The following is a 16,599-nucleotide window of genomic DNA, read 5'->3' on the forward strand; positions in this document are numbered from 1 at the left end:
CCTGCTAGATGATCCCGATCCGCTCGACGCAGGCCAGGCTGGCGCCGCGCGCGCGCAGGGCTTCGCGCAAGCCCTGCGGCAGGGCGGTTTCCCACTCCTTCGGCAGCAGGACGCGGTCGCCCGGGCCGGCCTCGCGCGCGATCAGCGCGCATTTCGGCGCCAGCGCCTCGACCGCCTCGACCCGTCCCGCATGCCAGGCGCTGGAGCTGCCGGTGGCGATCACCCGGCCGCGCGCCAGGAATTCGCGGCCGCGCGCCATGCGGTCGGCCATCACCAGCGCCAGCTGGTAAGAGTCGCCCGAAAAGCGCGGCTCGCCGAAACGCACCGTGGTGCGCCACTGGCCCTGGCCGCGGCCGTCGAAGTGGCGCGATCCGGCCAGCACCGCCGCCACCTGGGCCTGGCGCACCGCGTCCATGTCAGGCACGCTGACCGGATCATCGTCGTCGCGTCCGGCCCTGGCCAGCGGCCGCACGCTGACCTCGACCCAGCCCAGGCCATCGTGTTCGCCGCCGCTGTGCAGCGGGAACCAGGCGCGCGCGCTCGAGATCCCGGCGCCAGGATCGGGCTGGCCGTTCAGCGCGCCCAGGTGCGCCAGGGCGTCGGCGCCGCCCAGCAGCACGCCGTCCGGGGCGCCGGCCAGCCTGCGGCCGTCGATCCGGCCCAGGTGCCAGGCGTCCGACCAGCCGTTGGCCACGACCTCGCGCCTCGGCGCAAAGACGTCGCGCACGACGCGGTCGGCCAGCACCGCCGCCAGTTCCCAGTCGCGGTCCCCGTCGGCCGGCGCCCGGTCCAGGCTCAGCACCACCTGGTCGCGGCTGTCGAAGCGCGGCTCGGTGTGACGCGCCAGGCGCACCACCTGCTGCATGCGCTCGGCCACGGCGGGCGCGCCCGGCACGCTGCACTTGACGTCGGCGCGCCCGGCGCGCGGGCGGCGCGTGGCGGTGATCGTCAGCATGCCGCCGTCGGCGGCGATGCTGCGGCACTGGACCGCGTTCGCGTCTGCGCTTGCGCTCATGCCTCCTCCAGCTCCACGTCGCGCGCCGTGACGGCGCGCCGCGCGCCGGCCTCGGTCTCGAGATTGGCCACGATGCGGTCGGCCTCGTCGAACAGGGCGTCGAGCGGGCCTTCGCCGGCCACCTTCAGGCGCGCCAACAGCGCCCATGCCTCGTCGAGCGCGGCGGCGGCGCGCCGGCTGTGGCGCGCGCGCCGCAACTGCTCTTCCTGCGCCAGCGGCTGGCCGGGGGCCGCCAGTTCCAGGGCCGGCATGGTGCCGACCGCCAGGCTGACCAGGTCGAGCCGGCGCAGCAGTTCCTGATGCTGGCGGAAGCGTCCCTGGTCGGCCGGCATCACCGCCATGCGCACCGCGCACATCAGGCACGGAAGCTCCAGGAACAGGCGGCGCAGCGCGCGCGCATCCTCGCAGGCGGGAACGAACGCTTGCTGCGGCGCCGGCGCAGCCGCCAACTCTTCCCTGGCCGCGGCGGACGGATGGACTGCATCGAGCCGCGCGGCCAGGCGCGCGTCGAGCGTGGCCGCATAATCGCGCGCGGCGCCCAGGTCGACCGGCACGCAATCGTCGACCGTCACGCCGAAACGGGTATACATCAACTGGTTGAAACCGGTGCGGAAGGCATTCCACTCTTCCAGGGTCGTGCAGGGAGGCAGCTCCAGGTTGCCCTGGGCCAGCTCGCGCTGCAGCGCGGTCTGCGCCAGTTCGACGAATCCTGTCAACTCGACCATGCAGCCGGCCTCGCTGGCCAGGAACAGGTCGAAGCGCTGGTGCGTGGCGCGCGGGTCGCTGGCGTCGATCGCGAAGTGCACCCGCAGGCCGATCTCGGGCGCGCCGGCGAACGGCACGAGCTCGCACGCATAGGGGCCGGGATGGACGCACCATGCGGTTTCACCCTCGATGGCGGCGATGCGGCTGCCGGCCGCCTGGCGCCGGCTGCGTCCACCCCGGTCGACCAGTACGGCGGCGCAGCCCGGCGGGACGGTGAGGCCATTCGGCGCCGGCAGCGCGATCGCCGCGCTGCCGAGGCGCGTCGCGTCGAATTCCGGTTGCCGCAGCGGCCGCAGCGTGTTCTGCAATGTACTCTTGAACAGCGAACCTAGCATCATCGTCCTTCCGGGTATGTCCGAACTACTATGTGACTGGATTCACGCCGGGGATGACCTCGAAGCGTGCTCCATGCTGCTGAAAATGCGCCGCGGGCGACGCCGCGAAAGGCCACCGGCCTTCGCACTCGCCGTCGGCATCGAGTTGTCCTTCCAGTACCAGGGCGCCGCGGCCATCGCGCACCTGGATCGCCGGCCGCGCCGCCATCACCCCGGCCGCCCCCGCCGCTTCCGGGTCGAGCTGGACGACCACGGCCAGGCTGCCTGCGGCCTCGACGAAGTGCAGGCGCCACATGCCGTCGTCGGTGCGCAGCAGGTCCAGGGCATTGCCGCTGTCGGCGGCCCGCAACAGGCCGCGGCTGCCGCGCCAGTTGCCGGGTTGCGCCTGCGTGCGCCGGCTGTCCGCCAGGTGGCGCAGGCGGCGCAAGGTCAGCGGCGAGGCTTGCAGCGCGGCGCGTTCGCCCGCCGTCAGGGGTCGGCTGCCGTCCAGCGCCTGCGCCAGCACCGCGTCGGCCAGCACCAGGCGGTCGCCTTCCACCCGGCGTCCCAGCAAGGCGCCGGCCTGCAGCTTGCGATCCAGTTCCGTCATGCCCATCGTCTTTCCTCCTCCATTCCCGCCATCTCGTTCAGGCGCGCAATCGCGGCGTCGCGCCGCTTGCGCAGGGTCGGCAGCGAGATCCCGTCCAGCCCGGCCAGCTGCTGCATCGTCGGCAACTCGCCGGTCTGCGGATCCAGCCATTCGGACGGATAGCTGTCGTCGAATGGGCCGAGCAGCTTGAGATACACCGCCAGCCGCACCGGCAGGGAGTCATGCGCCATCCGGCGCGCCGCCCAGCTGGCGCGGTCCTCGGCCAGCGCCGCCAGCAAGGAATAGTTGGGGGGGAGTGAAACCTGTTGGGCGACCAGCGCCAGGCGTGCGGCTTCGCGCGCCTCGAGCGGATCGCCATCGATCGCGGCCTCGGGTTCGGCGCCGACGCTGGCGTCCAGCTCGTCCTGCCGCGCCTCCAGGATCAGGTCGGGGCCGGGCGTGCTTCCCCGTTCCGATTCATCCAGCACACGCCAGTAGTCGTCCAGCCAGGCATGGGCCTGGCTCGCGTCGTGCAGCCAATCCTGGTCGCGGTTGGCCGACAGCAGCTCGTATTCGCCGATCTCGCGCAGCATGGCGCCGATCTTGTCAGGACTGTTCTTGAGGCTGGCGAAGCGCTTGGACCTGGTGTGCAACGGGCCCGGCGCGCCGGTATGCAACGCGAGGCTTTCGCTCCAGCGCATGATCCATTCGGGCTTGCAGTCGCCGCTGGTGCGCAGCTGGCGCGCCTCGATCGGCATCGCCACGACCTCGCGTCCCAGGATGGCGCCGACTTGCGGCGCGTGCTCGCGCCAGAGCTCGAACAGGCGCGCGACCTCGTGCCAGGCGGTATCGAGCATGCGGTAGGCATACATGCGGTTCGGGCTGCACGGACGGCCGCAGGCGGCCTGGTAATTGTCGCTGTCGACCTTGTCGCGCAGGATGGCATACAGGTCGTTGAATTTCTTGCGCAGCAGCGCCTCGCCGCCGGCTGCGTTCCAGAACGCGCCGATGCGCGCATGCTCGGCCGCCACCGCCGCGCACAGCGCGGCCCAGTCGGCCGGGCGCGCCTGCAGTTCGTAGACCAGGGTCAGCGCCAGCTCGCCGCAGGTGTCGCCATAGCTGTTGCCGTCGCTTTTGCTGTACATCTCTGCGCGCGCGCCGGCCGCATCGAGGGCCTGGGCGACCGCGTCGACATAGGCGCCGAGCGACTGTTCAGGATCGGGGTCGAGCAAGGTGGCCGGCTTGATCCGGGCGCACGCCTGCAGGGAGCAGTGTCCCAGCAGCTTGCGGACCTGCTCCCAACCGTGCTCCTGATACCGGGTTCCCGGCAAACGCATACCTACCCCATCCTCTGTTTCGCCCCGCATTTTTTGCGGATTGAAATAGATGATGCCATACAAACACGGCCTTGAGGCGCGCAGAAGAACCTTATTTGTGCCTCTTTTCCAACGACTGCCCTTCTGTTGCCGATTGCATCGATTGCAACAGGGCCGCCACGACCGGGGCCGCATGGCCGCCGCCGGTGGCCGCCGAATGGCTCACGAATGCGGCGAAGGCCAGCCGCCCGGTCTGGCCCGGCAGGCTGCCCGGCTCGAGCCAGCCCATGAACCAGACGGTCGCCAGCTCGTCCTGGCCGGCCGGCGCCGTGCCGGTCTTGCCGTACAGGCCGGGGCGGAGCAGGTCGAAACCGGCGCCGCGAAACGCCCCGGCCGCGGTGCCGCCGTCGATCACACCCTTCATCCCGGCGCGCACGCGGTCCAGGCGCACGCCCAGGGCCTGGCCCGGCGTCGCCTGCGCCGCGCGGCCGTCGAGCGACAGCAGCAGGCGCGGCGCCACGGTGCGGCCCTCCCCGACCGCCGCCGCCACCAGCGCCATCTGCAGCGGCGTGGCCTGCATGCGCAGGCCGATCGCCATCTGGCGCAGTTCGTGGCGGCTGTGGACCGGGTCGAGGCGCGAGGCGCTGGCCTGCAACGCGTCCCACTCGCCCCAGCGGTAGTCGGGCGGCAGCAGGCCGCCGTCGAGCCGCAGCGGCTGGCCGAAGCCGAGCCGCGCCGCCATCGCCGCTACCGGCCGCACCGTGTCGAGCGCGCCCGGCTCCAGTTCGCGCGCGCCCGGCATGCCGCCGTCCGGCTGCCCCATCAGCGTGCGGTCGCTCAGTTCGGCGCTCCAGGCGAACCAGGTATTGACGCTGTGCGCCATCGCCTGCGCCAGGCCCAGGCGGCCGTCCTGGGCGCGGGTGCTGGTGATCTGGTCGCGGAAATTGGTGATGCGGGCGCGCTTGCCCTCGAAGGGATAGCTGGGCGCGCCGGTGCGAAAGCCGTAGCCGCCCTCGTGCGCCAGCCGGTCCACCTCGCCCAGCGGCAAGCCCTGCAGCAGACCGTCCAGGCCGGCGTCGGCGCGCGCCGCGCCCTCCAGGCCGAGCGCGGTAATCACCTTGAAGGTCGAGCCTGGGGCGCGGTGCGCGCCGCCGTCGTGCTGGAAGGCAGCGCTGCGCAGTGGGCTGCGCGCCGGATCGGCGCGGTCGAAGTCGCGCAATTCTGCCCAGCGGCTCGGATCGGCCTGGCCGCCGCCGCTGGAGGCCGCGGCCAGGATGTCGCCGCTGCCCGCATCCAGCAGCACCAGGCCGGCGCGCCGCTCCGGCTGGGCATCGAGGCCGCCGACACAGGCCTGGCCGTCCCAGCGTCCGCCACGCAGGCCGATGCAGTCCAGGAGCTGCTGGGCCCTGGCCTGCAGGTCCAGGTCGAGGCTCAGCTGCGCCACGTGGCCGGCACCGCCAAGCCGCGCCAGCATGCCGGCCACGCTGCCGTCGTGCTGGCGGTGCACGCCCAGCAGCGGCGCCAGGCCGGCGCCCAGCGCCGCTCCGGCCGGCGCGCCGTCGGCCCACAAAGCTTCGCCATGGCGGTCGCGCAGGCGCACCGGTACGGCGGCGGGCCGTGTTCCACCGCTGCCGCCGGCGGGCAGCGCCTGCCAGGCCAGGCGGCCATCGACCATGGCCAGGTGGCGGTAGGCGGCGTCGGCGCTGCCCGACATCGCCGCCAGGTCGAGCGGCTCGACCTGCACTGCGATCGCGGCCGCCCCGGCCAGCGGCGCCAGCACCAGCCGCTGCACCGCCTCGCGGTCCGGGCAGGCGCGGCCGTCGCAGGCACCCTGGGCCAGCACGCGTGCGCCGATCACGCCGCGTACCCGGCCCGCCACCAGCAGCTCGACCGGCCGGCCGGTTGCCGGTGTATTCAAAGTCACCAGCGATCCCTGGCGGCCGCCTTCCCAGCCGCCGACCCGCTGCCACGGTTCCCAGCCTTCCGGCAGACGTGCGAACAGGCGCATCGCGGCCACCGGCAAGCCGGCTTCGCGCGGGGCCGGCGCGCCGCCGACGAGCGCATGCCAGACCGCGTCGGCGCCCGGCCGGGTGCGCCAGGCCACCAGCCGGCGCTCGCTGTTAAAGATGCGCACCTGTTCGCGCACATAGGCGCCGTCGGCGCGGTGATGCAGACGTTCCAGCAGGCGGCGGTCGCCGACGTCCAGCACGTGATCTTCCCAGCCCGGCAGCGGCGCGCGCGCCTCCTGGCCAGCCTGCTGCCAGGCCAGCAGGTCGCGCGGCGCGAGCTCGACCAGGCCGTCGCGCCCCTGGCGCAGCAGGCCGCGCGCGCGCAGCGCCTCGAACAGCGCCTGGTCTTCCATGCCGGGGCCAGGCCGCAGCGGCACCTGCCACGCGCCCGGCGCCAGGCGCAACTCCACGCTCGCGCCGTGGGCCGGAAAGGCCTGCACGAGGGCCGCGCCGCCAGCGGCGCCTAGCTGATAGTGATGCAGCACCAGCTCGCCCGCCTGCGGGCAGGCGGCGCTGGGCCGGCGCGTGAAGCGCAGGGCCTCGCTGCCCCACAGCAGCCAGCCGCTGTTGCCCAGCACGGCCTGGCCCTGGCGCGCGCGCGTCACGTTGCCGCCGCTTGCATCGCCGATCCAGCCCGCCGTTGCGGCGCCGGCGTTCCAGGCGAGCGTCAAGCCAGTCGCGCCGGCGCCGGCATTGCCGGCGATGTCGATGCGTGGCATCGTCGAGCCGGATCGGGCCAGCAGCACGCTGCGCGGCGGCGCATTGGCCGCGCGCGCGATGCGCGCCGCCTCGTCGAAGGGATAGCCGATCCGCAGCGGCAGCATGCGCGGCCGCGCCGGGTCGAGCATCTGGGTGCACAGGTCGACCCGCAGCGCCGGGCCGGCGCGCATGCCGCTCGCCACCAGCAGGGCCAGCCCCCCGTGCTGGGTGAGCGAGACGCCGCTCTCGCGCGGGACCACGAAGTCGAGCCCCGGCGCAAGCGGCTGCAGGGCGCCCAGCGCGACCGCGCCGGGCGTCTCGGCGGCGCCGTCCGGCAGCGCGCGCGCATGCATCGCCAGCGCGACGGCGCCGCCCAGGACCACGACCAGCACGGCCCACAGCCAGGCAGGGCCGATGGACAGCGACCGGCCGGCCTCGGCGCACGCCGGACGGGCGCCTGCGCGCAGGTTGCGGGAGCGCCGGCGCGCCGTGCGCGAAGCGGCCAGTTGGTCGATCAGGGTGGCGAGCATGCCTGTCATCCGGTGGTTACGTGGCGCCCACGCGCCCTTCGTGCTCATCTAGCCGGGGGAGCGTGAAAGACAGCCTGTCCGGGGCTTTATCCGCCTCCCGATGCAGCTCATTCCGCGTTTTCTACGGCTCGTCGCATGTCGCTGGAGACAGGGCGGCGGCTGGCCTACAGTGGACACATCGACACACCAACCACCCCTCACTACTCACTAAACGGAGCCGCAAAATGAACGTCCTCAAGCACATGGAAGCCATCTTCATCGCCGCCGCCCTGGTCGCCGTCCCGGCCGGTTACCTGGCCAGGATTCCCGACGCCCATGCAAGCAGCTACAACGTCAGCGATGCCGCCATCGCCAGCGGCGACAAGATGGCGGTCGTCAAGGTCAGCGCGAAGCGCCTGGACCCGGCCGAAAAATCGCAGCTGCTGGCGGCGGACACCGTCACCGTCGGGAGCCGCATGTGAACGCCGTCGGTCGGATCGCCTGCGCCGACGCGCCGCCAGGATGCGGCGCGCGGCGGCCCGAAGCTGCGCCGCCCGCTGATCTGTTTCAGTTGTAAGAACTTGCTTCAAACGCCACGTTTCGTTTCCCGGATTGCTATATTGCAGCGCATCCGCTCAAGGATCTGGAGACGAACATGAAATCCCCTATTTTGATTGCAGCCCTGGTCGCCATCGGCGCCGCTGCCTTCACCCCGCAGGACTCGCACGCCCAGCCGCATATCTCGGTCGTGATCAACACCGCGCCGCCGGCGCCCATCTATGAAGTCGTGCCCGCGCCGCGCCGCGGCTATGTCTGGGCGCCCGGCTACTGGGAGTGGCGCGCGCACCGCCACCACTGGGTGGGAGGCCACTATGTCGCCGCCCGTCCCGGCTATGTGTACGCCCCGCCGAGCTGGCACCATCGCGGCGGCCGCTGGGTGATGGAGCCGTCGCGCTGGAACCGCGGTCCGGCCCACCATGACGGCCCGCCGCCGGGCCACTACCGCGACCATCGCGACCGCCATCACTACAAGCACGACAAGCACGACAAGCACGACCGCCACCATGGCCGCGACCGGGACCGCGACGGCATCCGCGACCGCCATGACCGCGACCGCGATGGCGACGGCGTGCGCAACCGCCACGACCGCCGCCCTGACAATCCTCACCGCTACTGAGCCACGGCGCGGCCGGGATGCGGCTCAGGGCTTCAGATGCTTGTCGAGGAAGGCGAGGATCTTCGCGTTCGCCACGGCCGCGTTCTTTTTCTTGGAGAAGCCGTGGCCCTCGTCGTCGAACACGACGTACTCGACCTCCACCTTGTTCTTGCGCACCGCCTCGACGACCTCGTCGCTCTCGGCCTTGATCACGCGCGGGTCGTTGGCGCCCTGGATCACCATCAGCGGCTTGCGGATGTGATGGGCGTGAAATAGCGGCGAGGTCGCGACCAGGAAGTCCTTGTCCTTGACCGGGTCGCCGATCTCGTCGTACAGCGCCTTGCGCTGCGCTTCCCAGTACGGCGGAATGCTTTCCAGGGTGCGCACCCAATTGCTGACGCCAAAGATATCGATGCCGACCTTGAACGCCTCGGGCCGGAAGGCCAGCGCCGCCAGGGTCATGTAGCCGCCGTAGCTGCCGCCCATGATGCCGATGCGCTCCGGATCGATATCGCCCTGGCTGGCCAGCCAGGTCTTGGCCTCGACGCAATCCCACAGCGGCTCCATGCCGTGCTTGCGGTCGTCGGCGCGGAAGAAGGTCTTGCCATAGCCCGAGCTGCCGCGGTTGTTGATGCCCAGGACCGCATAGCCGTGGTTGACCAGGTACTGGATCTGGGCGCTGTAGCCGCGCATGGTCTGGCCGCCCGGCCCGCCGTGCACGAACACCACCGCCGGCGCCTTCGCCTTCGCGCTCGGCGACGCGCCCTTCGGCCGGTAGTAGATCGACGGGATCACCATGCCGTCGAAGGACTTGAAGCGCACCACCTCGGCCTCGACCAGGTCGTTCGGATCGATCTCCGGGTTCAGGCTGCGCGTCAGCTGGGTGGTCTTGCCGTTCCTGAAGTCGTGCACATACAGGTTGCTGGGCGAGCGGTCGCCGTTGAGGTAGAACGCCATCAGGTTGCCGCTCTCCGAGAACGTCACCTGGCGCATCTCGCCGCCCGGCAGCTTGGGCAAGGCCACCGGGTTGCCGGCGTCGTCATACAGGCGCACTTCGATGCTGCCGTCGCGGTTGACCATGCTGACGCGGTGGCGGCCGTTGCGCGAATAGCCGGTGCCCAGCAGGTCCCAGTCGGCTTTCTCGACGTCGCTCGTCGCGCCGCTGGCCAGGTCGTAGGCCTTGATCCGCGCGAACTCGCCTTCCGCATTGCTCGTGAACAGCAGGCGCTTCGACGCCGGGTCGAACGTCTCGGCCGAATGACTGGCCGGCTCCTTGTGCGGCGTGACGTGCTTCATCTCGCGCGCCTGCACGTCATACACATAGACGTCGCTGTCCGACGTCGTGGCGGGCTTGTTGAAGGCCAGCCAGTTGCCGTCGCGGCTGATGCTCGAGACGTTCATGCCGCTGTCGTTCTTGTACACCATCGTGCGCGCATAGGTGGCGGCGTCGTACAGGTACAGATCGAAGAACTTCGGATCGCGCTCGTTGGTGACGACGTAGAAGCCGCTGCCGTCCGGCTTCCAGCCCGCGAACGAGGCTTTCAGCTTGTCGCCCGGCGTGAGATCACGTTCTTTTCCGTCGAGTTCACGCACATACAGGTGGTTTTGCTCGTTGCCGCCGCCATCGCGCGTGAACAGGATGCGGTCGTCGTTGTAGAAGTAGCCGACGGCGTAGGTGGTGTCGGTCTTCGACGCGGTCAGCGCGCGCGGCTTGCCGCCGCCGACGGGCAGCGTGTAGGCATTGAAGATGCCGGACTCGTTACTGCTGAACAGGATCTGCTTCTCGTCCTTGCTGAACGAAGCGCCGGTGAGCGAGGTCGTCGCCATGAACTGCTCGATGGTGTAGCGCTTGACGGCCCGGGCGCGCGGCCTGGCCGACGCGGCCTGGGCGAGGGCCTGCACCGGCGCCAGGCCGGCGCCGGCGAGCATGGCGAACAGGGACAGACTGACAGCTCGGCGATTCTGACGCATACCTTCTCCTGTGGTTGAGTTCAACGGATTGAGTGTTTCAAAAGTCTTAACACCTGTCAACAATCGCGAATCGGTTATGCTCTCGCCATGATCGATCTCGCCATCCTGCAAGCCGCCGCCTTCAAGACCGAGCTGTCCGCCGCCCGCCGCCTGACGGCGCGCACCGGCATGCCGGAGGCCGATGCCCTGGAACGCACCCTGACGCTCAGCGCCGGCAGCGCCGGACTGGCCAGCCTGCTGTCCGCGCGCCAGGCCCAGCGCCGGCACGCCGAACTGCAGGCCGCGCGGCGCCAGGCCAGCGTCGCCGCCGCGCGCACCCGCGGCGCGGGACCGGAGGCCAGCGCCTGGCGCGCCTGGTTCGATGGCTCGGCGCGGCCGAACCCGGGCCGCTGCGGACTGGGCGCCGTGCTTGAAGGGCCGGCCGGCCAGCGCTGCGAACTTTCCGTCGACGGCGGCCATGGCAACAGCAGCGAAGCGGAATACCGCGCCCTGAATGCCGTGCTGCGCGCCGCCATCGACCATGGCGCGACCGACCTGCTGGTGCTGGGCGACAGCCAGGTCGTGATCGACGACGTCAATGCCCCCGATGGCGCCAGCGCGCCGGCGCTGGGGCTGCTGCGCAGCGAGGCGCTGGCCCTGCTGGCCCGCCTGCCGCAGGCGCGGCTGCGCTGGATCCCGCGCCACAAGAATGCCCGGGCCGACGCGCTGTCGCAGCGCGCCATGCCGCCCCTCACCCTGGAACAGGAAACATGACCGACACAAGCAATACCGATCTCGCCGACTGGCGCACCAGGCTGGCCGCCATGGCCGCCGGCAGCGCCGACACCGACGGCGCCCACGACAGCGCCCACCTCGACCGCGTCTGGCGCACCGCGCAAGCCCTGCTCGTCAACCACCCCGAGGCCGACCGCCTGGTGGTGCTGGCCGCCTGCTACCTGCACGACCTGGTCAACCTGCCGAAGAACGACCCCGAACGCGACCAGGCCTCCCGCCGCTCGGCGCGGCTGGCGCGCCACCAGCTGGCCCATCTCGGCTTCCCGCGCGAGAAACTCGACGCCGTGGCGCATGCGATCGAGGCGCACAGCTTTTCGGCGGCGATCCCGGCCGAGACCATCGAGGCGAAAATCGTGCAGGACGCCGACCGCATGGACGGCCTGGGCCTGGTGGGGCTGGCGCGCATGTTCTATATCGCGGGGCGCATGGAAAGCAGCCTGGCCCATCCAAGCGACCCGCTGGGCCGGGACCGCGCCTTCGACGACCGCCGCTATAGCCTCGACCACATCATGGTCAAGCTGCAGAAGCTCCCGGACATGATGCAGACCGACGCCGCGCGTGCACTGGGCCGTGAACGGCTGGCCAAGCTGCTGGCCTTCCGCGAGGAATTCGCGGCCGAATGGAGTGGAACCTGGACCACAACCTGGACCACTTGTAGCAATGCTAAGATAGACGAACTGTATTGACCGAGGTGTCCATGACCAGTTCGACCGCAGCACCGCAAGCTGTCCCCGGCAAACTCAATTTCGTCCTCGTCTGCGTCTTCATCGACATGCTCGGCATCGGCCTGATCGTCCCGGTGCTGCCGCTGCTGCTCGACCAGTTCGTTGACGGGCCGGACAAGCGGGCCTTGTGGTACGGGGTGCTGGCGGCAACCTTCGGGATCCTGCAATTCCTGTTCATGCCGGCGCTCGGCGCGCTGAGCGACCGCATCGGCCGCCGTCCGGTGCTGCTGTACTCGATGGCGGGCATGTGCCTGAACTTCCTGGTCACGGCCTGGGCGCCCAGCCTGGCCTGGCTGTTCGTGGGCCGCATCATCGGCGGCATGTCCTCGGCCAGCATGTCGGTCGCCTCGGCCTATGCCTCCGATATCTCGACCCGCGAGAACCGCGCCAAGAGCTTCGGCAAGATCGGCGCCGCCTTCGGCCTCGGCTTCATCTGCGGCCCGATGCTGGGCGGCGTGCTGGGCGACGCCAACCTCCATTTACCGTTCTACGTCGCGGCGGCGCTGTCGGCGGCGAACCTGGTGTATGGCTTTTTGTTCGTGCCGGAGTCGCTGGCGAAGGAAAGCCGCGGACCGTTCAGGCTGGCGCGCCTGAATCCCTTCTCCGCCCTGCTGCGACTGGTGAAACGCGAAGACATCCGCGGCCTGGTGGTCGTGATCACCCTGGCCACCTTCGCCCAGATGATGCTGCAATCGACCTGGGTCCTGTACACCACCTTCCGCTTCGACTGGACGCCGCGCGACAACGGCATCGCCCTCTTTTGCGTCGGCCTCGGCTCGGTGGTGGTCCAGGCCTGGCTGCTGGGCAAGCTGATCCACCGGTTCGGCGAGGTGCGGCTGTCGCTGATGGCCCTGACATCCGGCATGCTGACCTTCCTCGCCTATGGCCTGGCGACCCAGGGCTGGATGATGTACGTCTTCATCCTGGCCAACGTGCTGGCGTATGCCACCGGCCCGGCGCTGCAGGGCATCGTGTCGAAATCGTCGCCGCCCGACCAGCAGGGCGAGTTGATGGGCTCCCTGCAGTCGATCGGCAGCCTGGGCGTGATCGTCACGCCGCTGCTCGGCACCGCCATCCTGAGCGCGGTCAGCCACCTGCCCCCCGGCGACTGGCGGGTCGGCAGCAGCTTCTTCGTGTGCGCGGCGATGCAGGCGCTGGCGCTGGTGGTGGCGTGGCATTACTTTCGCAGCCATCGATATGCCGGCGTGAGGACCTGATCCATGTCGGCGCCCGTGCTTGCCGCGATCCTGTTCGCAGCCTTCCTGCACGCGGCCTGGAATGCGGCCCTCAAATCGCGTACCGACACCTTCATGGCGGCGCTGGCCGTGATGAGCGGGGCCGCCCTGATCGGCGCGCTGGCCCTGCCCTTCCTGACGGCGCCGGCGCCAGCCAGCTGGCCATTCATCGCTGCATCCGGCCTGATCCACATCGCGTATTACTCGCTGCTGGCCGCCTCCTACCAGCATGCGGACATCGGCCACGCGTATCCACTGATGCGCGGCATAGCGCCGGTCCTGGTGGCCGTGGCTGGCATCTTCTTTACCGGCGAAACGCTCCAGGCGGTGCAGTGGTTCGCCATCGGCCTGATTTGCGCCGGCGCCGCCGCCCTGACGTTCGGCGCCCGCGGCCATGCCTCGGGCGGCGTGCGCCCGACCGTGCTGGTGCTGCTCACCGCCGTGACGATCGCCGCGTATACGCTGGTCGATGGCCTCGGCGTGCGGCGCTCCGGCTCGCCCGCCGCCTACACCGCCTGGGTCTTCATCGCCAGCGGGATCGGCATCGCCGTCGTGTCGTGGCGCCGTACCGCCGGCCAGCTGCCCCGCTACATGCTGCGCAACCCGACGCTGCCTCTGCTGGGCGGCGTCGCCACCACCGTCTCCTACAGCCTCGCACTGTGGGCGATGACCCGGGCGCCGGTCGCGGTGGTCGCCGCCCTACGCGAAACCTCGATCGTGTTCGCCACCGCGATCGCGGTCTTCGTGCTGCGCGAGCGCGCCACCCGCGCCCGGATCTGCGGCGCCGCCTTCGTAACGCTGGGCGCGGCGGCGGTGCGACTGGCGTAAATCGTACTCTCACCGTCCAGGGCAAGAAACGCGCAGCGCCAGCGTCCGCCACTGCGGCGCCACCTGGGGTACACTCGACCAAAGGCTTGCAATGGAAATACCATTTCCATTCGGCACTACTATAGTGTACGCCCGTTATAATGCGCACTTTTCGAAGAAAGGCGATCGTCCGTGTCCCGTATAAAAGTCTTGCCGCAATACGTCATGCCGAAGCAGGCGATGACCAACCTTGCCGGCCGCGTCGCCGGTCATAAGGGAGGGTCGATGACGACCAGCCTGATCCGTTGGTTCGTGGGCAAGTACGGCGTCGACATGAGCGAGGCGGCCAATCCGGACATCGCCAGCTATCCCAGCTTCAACGAGTTCTTCACCCGCCCGCTGCGCGACGGCGTGCGTCCGATCGCGGCCAGCGACTATGTGTGCCCGGTCGACGGCGCCATCAGCCAGTTCGGCGACATCGACGACCACCAGATCTTCCAGGCCAAGGGCCACAAGTTCACGACAAGCGAACTGGTTGGCGGCGACGCGTCGCTGGCCGCGCATTTCCAGCACGGCCACTTCGCCAACGTCTACCTGAGCCCGAAGGACTATCACCGCATCCACATGCCGTGCGACGCGCGCCTGACGCGCATGATCTATGTGCCGGGCAAGCTGTTCTCGGTGAACCCGACCACGGCGCGCGGCGTGCCGGGCCTGTTCGCGCGCAACGAGCGCGTGGTGTGCGTATTCGAGAACGATGAATTCGGGCCTTTCGTGATGACCCTGGTCGGCGCGACCATCGTCGGCAGCATGGCCACCGTCTGGCATGGCGTGGTCAATCCGCCGCGCATGCCGCGTATCTGCGAGTGGAACTACGAGCCGGGCCAGGTCACCCTGAAGAAGGGCGAGGAAATGGGCCGCTTCCTGCTCGGCTCGACCGTCGTGATGCTGTTCCAGCGCGGCGCCATCGCCTTCGATCCGGCCTGGGCGCCGGAAGGCAAGGTGCGCCTGGGCGAGCCCATGGGCGAGCGGCCGCTCACCTCCTAGTCCTCCAGCGTCGCGCGCGCCCTGAAGGCGGCCACCGCGGCATGCGGGCTATGGCCCTTCTCGGTGCACGCCGATTCGATCATCTCCAGGAAGGCCCGGGTCTTGGCCGGCATCAGCTTACGGCTCGGGAAGACCGCCCAGCCGTTGGCGGTCGGCATGTCCCATTCGGGCAGCACCCGCACCAGTTCACCGGTCTGCATATAGGGCTGGGCGAACAGCGTCGAGCTGAGCGCGATGCCGGCGCCGCGCGAGGCGATGCGCGCCAGCAGGTCGGGCGAATTCGCCGTCAGCCGCGCGTTGAGCGCGCGCTCCCAGCGCAGCTTCCCGCGCACCAGCGTCCACGGCGCGGCGCCACCGGTGCGGCTCAGGATGCACAGCACGTCGTGCGCGTCGAGATCGTCGGGATGCTCGGGAATGCCGCGCCGCGCCAGGTAGCTCGGCGCCGCGTACAGGCCGGGCTGCTCGAGCGTGATCGGGCGCGCGCTCAAGGTCGCGTCGTTCGGCAGGTCGCCCATGCGGATCGCGATGTCGAAATTTTCCGCCACCAGGTCGACCCGGCGCGGCGTCAGGTCCATCTCGAGCCTGACCGCCGGATAGCGCTCCAGGAAGCGCGCGATGACTTCGTTCAGGCCGCTATTGGCGAAGTCGCCCGGCGCCGAGATGCGCAGCTTGCCGCTCGGTTCGCCCTGGCGGTGCTGGGCCAGCGCGCCGGCGGCGTCGACTTCGTCGGCCAGGCGGCGCGCGTGTTCGTACAGGCTGGCGCCGAATTCGGTGACCACCAGCTTGCGGGTCGTGCGCTGCAGCAGGCGTTCGCCCAGGGTCGTCTCGAGCAGCGCCAGGCGGCGCGAGACGGTCGACTTGGGCAGGTGGACGCGCTCGGCGGCGCGGGTAAAGCTGCCCGACTCGACGATCCGCGCGAACAGCAGCAAGTCATTCGGTTCCACGTCCATGATTGTCCCATCAGCAGAATAATGTTATCCATTCTACTGGCTTCCGGACTGATTTTGGAATTGCTAAAGTGTCCCCATCGAAACTCTCCACCAAAATGAAGGGGCTTACCATGAACATCCTGCACATCACCACCAGCGTTCGCGGCGACGCATCGGAATCGACCCGCGTCACCCAGCAGATCGTCGACAAGCTGACCGCCGCCAACCCGGGCGCGACCGTCGTGCGTCGCGACTTCGGCGCCCAGCCGCACCCGCTGCTTGACGGCGCCGCCGTCGGCGCCCTGTTCACCCCGGCCGAGCAACGCAGTCCGGAACAGGCGGCGCGCGTCGCCCTGGATGACGCGCTGATTCTTGAAGCGCAGGCGGCGGACGTGATCGTGCTGGGCGCCCCGATGTACAACTTCTCGATGCCGGTGCAACTGAAGAGCTGGTTCGACGCGGTCGCCCGCGCCGGCGTGACCTTCCGCTATACCGAGACCGGTCCGGAAGGCCTGCTGAAGAACAAGAAGGTGTACGTGGCCGCGGCCCGCGGCGGCGTCTACGACGAAGCGGCCGACCCGCAGGTGCCGCAGATGCGCGCCCTGCTGAACTTCCTCGGCCTGAACGACCACACCTTCATCTATTCGTCGGGCATGGCGATGGGTCCGGAGGCCGTGGCCAAGGGCCAGGCCGCGGCCAACGCGGCAATTGAGGCAGCACTGGCGTAATCTGCCGCCCG

Annotated in this window: 15 protein-coding genes; 8 read left to right on the plus strand and 7 right to left on the minus strand. The window is 70.1% G+C overall.

The window, feature by feature from the left end:
* Nucleotides 1-4: 4 nt before the first annotated feature.
* The 5 genes from ABIB42_RS23685 to ABIB42_RS23705 form a co-directional block, all read right to left on the minus strand.
* Nucleotides 5-1,015: a hypothetical protein gene (locus tag ABIB42_RS23685; protein ID WP_429249084.1), complete on the minus strand. Its 1,011-nt coding sequence runs from the start codon at nucleotides 1,013-1,015 to the stop codon at nucleotides 5-7.
* The gene (locus ABIB42_RS23690) at nucleotides 1,012-2,118 is read right to left on the minus strand and encodes a hypothetical protein (protein ID WP_081589987.1); all 1,107 of its coding nucleotides are present in this window, start codon (nucleotides 2,116-2,118) and stop codon (nucleotides 1,012-1,014) included. Before ABIB42_RS23690 ends, ABIB42_RS23685 begins: the two co-directional genes overlap by 4 nt.
* Nucleotides 2,119-2,143: 25 nt before the next feature.
* On the minus strand, nucleotides 2,144-2,704 hold the full coding sequence (locus ABIB42_RS23695) for a hypothetical protein (protein WP_229409909.1): 561 nt from the start codon (nucleotides 2,702-2,704) through the stop codon (nucleotides 2,144-2,146).
* A complete protein-coding gene (locus tag ABIB42_RS23700; RefSeq protein ID WP_429249085.1) occupies nucleotides 2,701-4,020 on the minus strand; it encodes a hypothetical protein in 1,320 nt (439 codons plus the stop codon). Before ABIB42_RS23700 ends, ABIB42_RS23695 begins: the two co-directional genes overlap by 4 nt.
* A 91-nt stretch (nucleotides 4,021-4,111) precedes the next feature.
* Nucleotides 4,112-7,237, minus strand: coding sequence for a penicillin-binding transpeptidase domain-containing protein (locus tag ABIB42_RS23705; RefSeq protein ID WP_429249086.1), 3,126 nt, complete (start codon nucleotides 7,235-7,237; stop codon nucleotides 4,112-4,114).
* 224 nt (nucleotides 7,238-7,461) lie between these two features.
* On the opposite strand from ABIB42_RS23705, the gene ABIB42_RS23710 reads away from it, so the two are divergent.
* Both ABIB42_RS23710 and ABIB42_RS23715 read left to right on the plus strand, forming a co-directional pair.
* The gene (locus ABIB42_RS23710) at nucleotides 7,462-7,698 is read left to right on the plus strand and encodes a hypothetical protein (RefSeq protein ID WP_429249087.1); all 237 of its coding nucleotides are present in this window, start codon (nucleotides 7,462-7,464) and stop codon (nucleotides 7,696-7,698) included.
* Nucleotides 7,699-7,871: 173 nt separating this feature from the next.
* Nucleotides 7,872-8,393, plus strand: coding sequence for a YXWGXW repeat-containing protein (locus tag ABIB42_RS23715; protein ID WP_184237721.1), 522 nt, complete (start codon nucleotides 7,872-7,874; stop codon nucleotides 8,391-8,393).
* A 24-nt stretch (nucleotides 8,394-8,417) separates the two neighbouring features.
* On the opposite strand, the gene ABIB42_RS23720 is transcribed toward ABIB42_RS23715, so the two are convergent.
* Complete coding sequence (locus ABIB42_RS23720; protein ID WP_429249088.1) at nucleotides 8,418-10,343, minus strand: S9 family peptidase; 1,926 nt, start codon at nucleotides 10,341-10,343, stop codon at nucleotides 8,418-8,420.
* 87 nt (nucleotides 10,344-10,430) lie between these two features.
* Between ABIB42_RS23720 and ABIB42_RS23725 the strand changes: the two genes are divergently transcribed.
* From ABIB42_RS23725 to asd, 5 genes are all read left to right on the plus strand, one after another.
* Nucleotides 10,431-11,096, plus strand: coding sequence for a ribonuclease HI family protein (locus ABIB42_RS23725; protein ID WP_005670026.1), 666 nt, complete (start codon nucleotides 10,431-10,433; stop codon nucleotides 11,094-11,096).
* Entirely contained in the window at nucleotides 11,093-11,803 is a 711-nt protein-coding gene (locus ABIB42_RS23730; protein ID WP_429249089.1) for an HD domain-containing protein, read from the plus strand. The genes ABIB42_RS23725 and ABIB42_RS23730 overlap by 4 nt, the downstream gene beginning before the upstream one ends.
* Nucleotides 11,804-11,814: 11 nt before the next feature.
* Nucleotides 11,815-13,059 (plus strand): MFS transporter, encoded by a 1,245-nt coding sequence (locus ABIB42_RS23735; RefSeq protein WP_429249090.1) that lies wholly within the window; start codon nucleotides 11,815-11,817, stop codon nucleotides 13,057-13,059.
* A 3-nt stretch (nucleotides 13,060-13,062) separates the two neighbouring features.
* Nucleotides 13,063-13,905, plus strand: coding sequence for an SMR family transporter (locus tag ABIB42_RS23740; protein ID WP_429249091.1), 843 nt, complete (start codon nucleotides 13,063-13,065; stop codon nucleotides 13,903-13,905).
* A 219-nt stretch (nucleotides 13,906-14,124) separates the two neighbouring features.
* A complete protein-coding gene (gene asd / locus ABIB42_RS23745; protein ID WP_051205172.1) occupies nucleotides 14,125-14,931 on the plus strand; it encodes an archaetidylserine decarboxylase in 807 nt (268 codons plus the stop codon).
* Here the strand turns inward: asd and ABIB42_RS23750 are convergent.
* A complete protein-coding gene (locus ABIB42_RS23750) occupies nucleotides 14,928-15,881 on the minus strand; it encodes a LysR family transcriptional regulator (RefSeq protein ID WP_429249092.1) in 954 nt (317 codons plus the stop codon). The genes asd and ABIB42_RS23750 overlap by 4 nt on opposite strands.
* Before the next feature lie 110 nt (nucleotides 15,882-15,991).
* On the opposite strand from ABIB42_RS23750, the gene ABIB42_RS23755 reads away from it, so the two are divergent.
* Nucleotides 15,992-16,588, plus strand: coding sequence for an FMN-dependent NADH-azoreductase (locus ABIB42_RS23755; RefSeq protein ID WP_071363155.1), 597 nt, complete (start codon nucleotides 15,992-15,994; stop codon nucleotides 16,586-16,588).
* Nucleotides 16,589-16,599 lie beyond the last annotated feature (11 nt).

The organism is Massilia sp. UYP32 (assembly GCF_050434365.1).
Taxonomy (GTDB): domain Bacteria; phylum Pseudomonadota; class Gammaproteobacteria; order Burkholderiales; family Burkholderiaceae_D; genus Telluria; species Telluria timonae.

Excerpts from the sequence above, each read along its gene's own strand:
- ABIB42_RS23720 (WP_429249088.1), bottom strand. The coding sequence starts at position 10,343 with ATGCGTCAGAATCGCCGAGCTGTCAGTCTGTCCCTGTTCGCCATGCTC.
- ABIB42_RS23715 (WP_184237721.1), top strand. The coding sequence starts at position 7,872 with ATGAAATCCCCTATTTTGATTGCAGCCCTGGTCGCCATCGGCGCCGCT.
- ABIB42_RS23735 (WP_429249090.1), top strand. The coding sequence starts at position 11,815 with ATGACCAGTTCGACCGCAGCACCGCAAGCTGTCCCCGGCAAACTCAAT.
- ABIB42_RS23685 (WP_429249084.1), bottom strand. The coding sequence starts at position 1,015 with ATGAGCGCAAGCGCAGACGCGAACGCGGTCCAGTGCCGCAGCATCGCC.
- ABIB42_RS23755 (WP_071363155.1), top strand. The coding sequence starts at position 15,992 with ATGAACATCCTGCACATCACCACCAGCGTTCGCGGCGACGCATCGGAA.
- ABIB42_RS23710 (WP_429249087.1), top strand. The coding sequence starts at position 7,462 with ATGAACGTCCTCAAGCACATGGAAGCCATCTTCATCGCCGCCGCCCTG.
- ABIB42_RS23690 (WP_081589987.1), bottom strand. The coding sequence starts at position 2,118 with ATGATGCTAGGTTCGCTGTTCAAGAGTACATTGCAGAACACGCTGCGG.
- ABIB42_RS23725 (WP_005670026.1), top strand. The coding sequence starts at position 10,431 with ATGATCGATCTCGCCATCCTGCAAGCCGCCGCCTTCAAGACCGAGCTG.
- ABIB42_RS23750 (WP_429249092.1), bottom strand. The coding sequence starts at position 15,881 with ATGGACGTGGAACCGAATGACTTGCTGCTGTTCGCGCGGATCGTCGAG.
- asd (WP_051205172.1), top strand. The coding sequence starts at position 14,125 with ATGACCAACCTTGCCGGCCGCGTCGCCGGTCATAAGGGAGGGTCGATG.
- ABIB42_RS23695 (WP_229409909.1), bottom strand. The coding sequence starts at position 2,704 with ATGACGGAACTGGATCGCAAGCTGCAGGCCGGCGCCTTGCTGGGACGC.
- ABIB42_RS23705 (WP_429249086.1), bottom strand. The coding sequence starts at position 7,237 with ATGCTCGCCACCCTGATCGACCAACTGGCCGCTTCGCGCACGGCGCGC.
- ABIB42_RS23700 (WP_429249085.1), bottom strand. The coding sequence starts at position 4,020 with ATGCGTTTGCCGGGAACCCGGTATCAGGAGCACGGTTGGGAGCAGGTC.
- ABIB42_RS23730 (WP_429249089.1), top strand. The coding sequence starts at position 11,093 with ATGACCGACACAAGCAATACCGATCTCGCCGACTGGCGCACCAGGCTG.
- ABIB42_RS23740 (WP_429249091.1), top strand. The coding sequence starts at position 13,063 with ATGTCGGCGCCCGTGCTTGCCGCGATCCTGTTCGCAGCCTTCCTGCAC.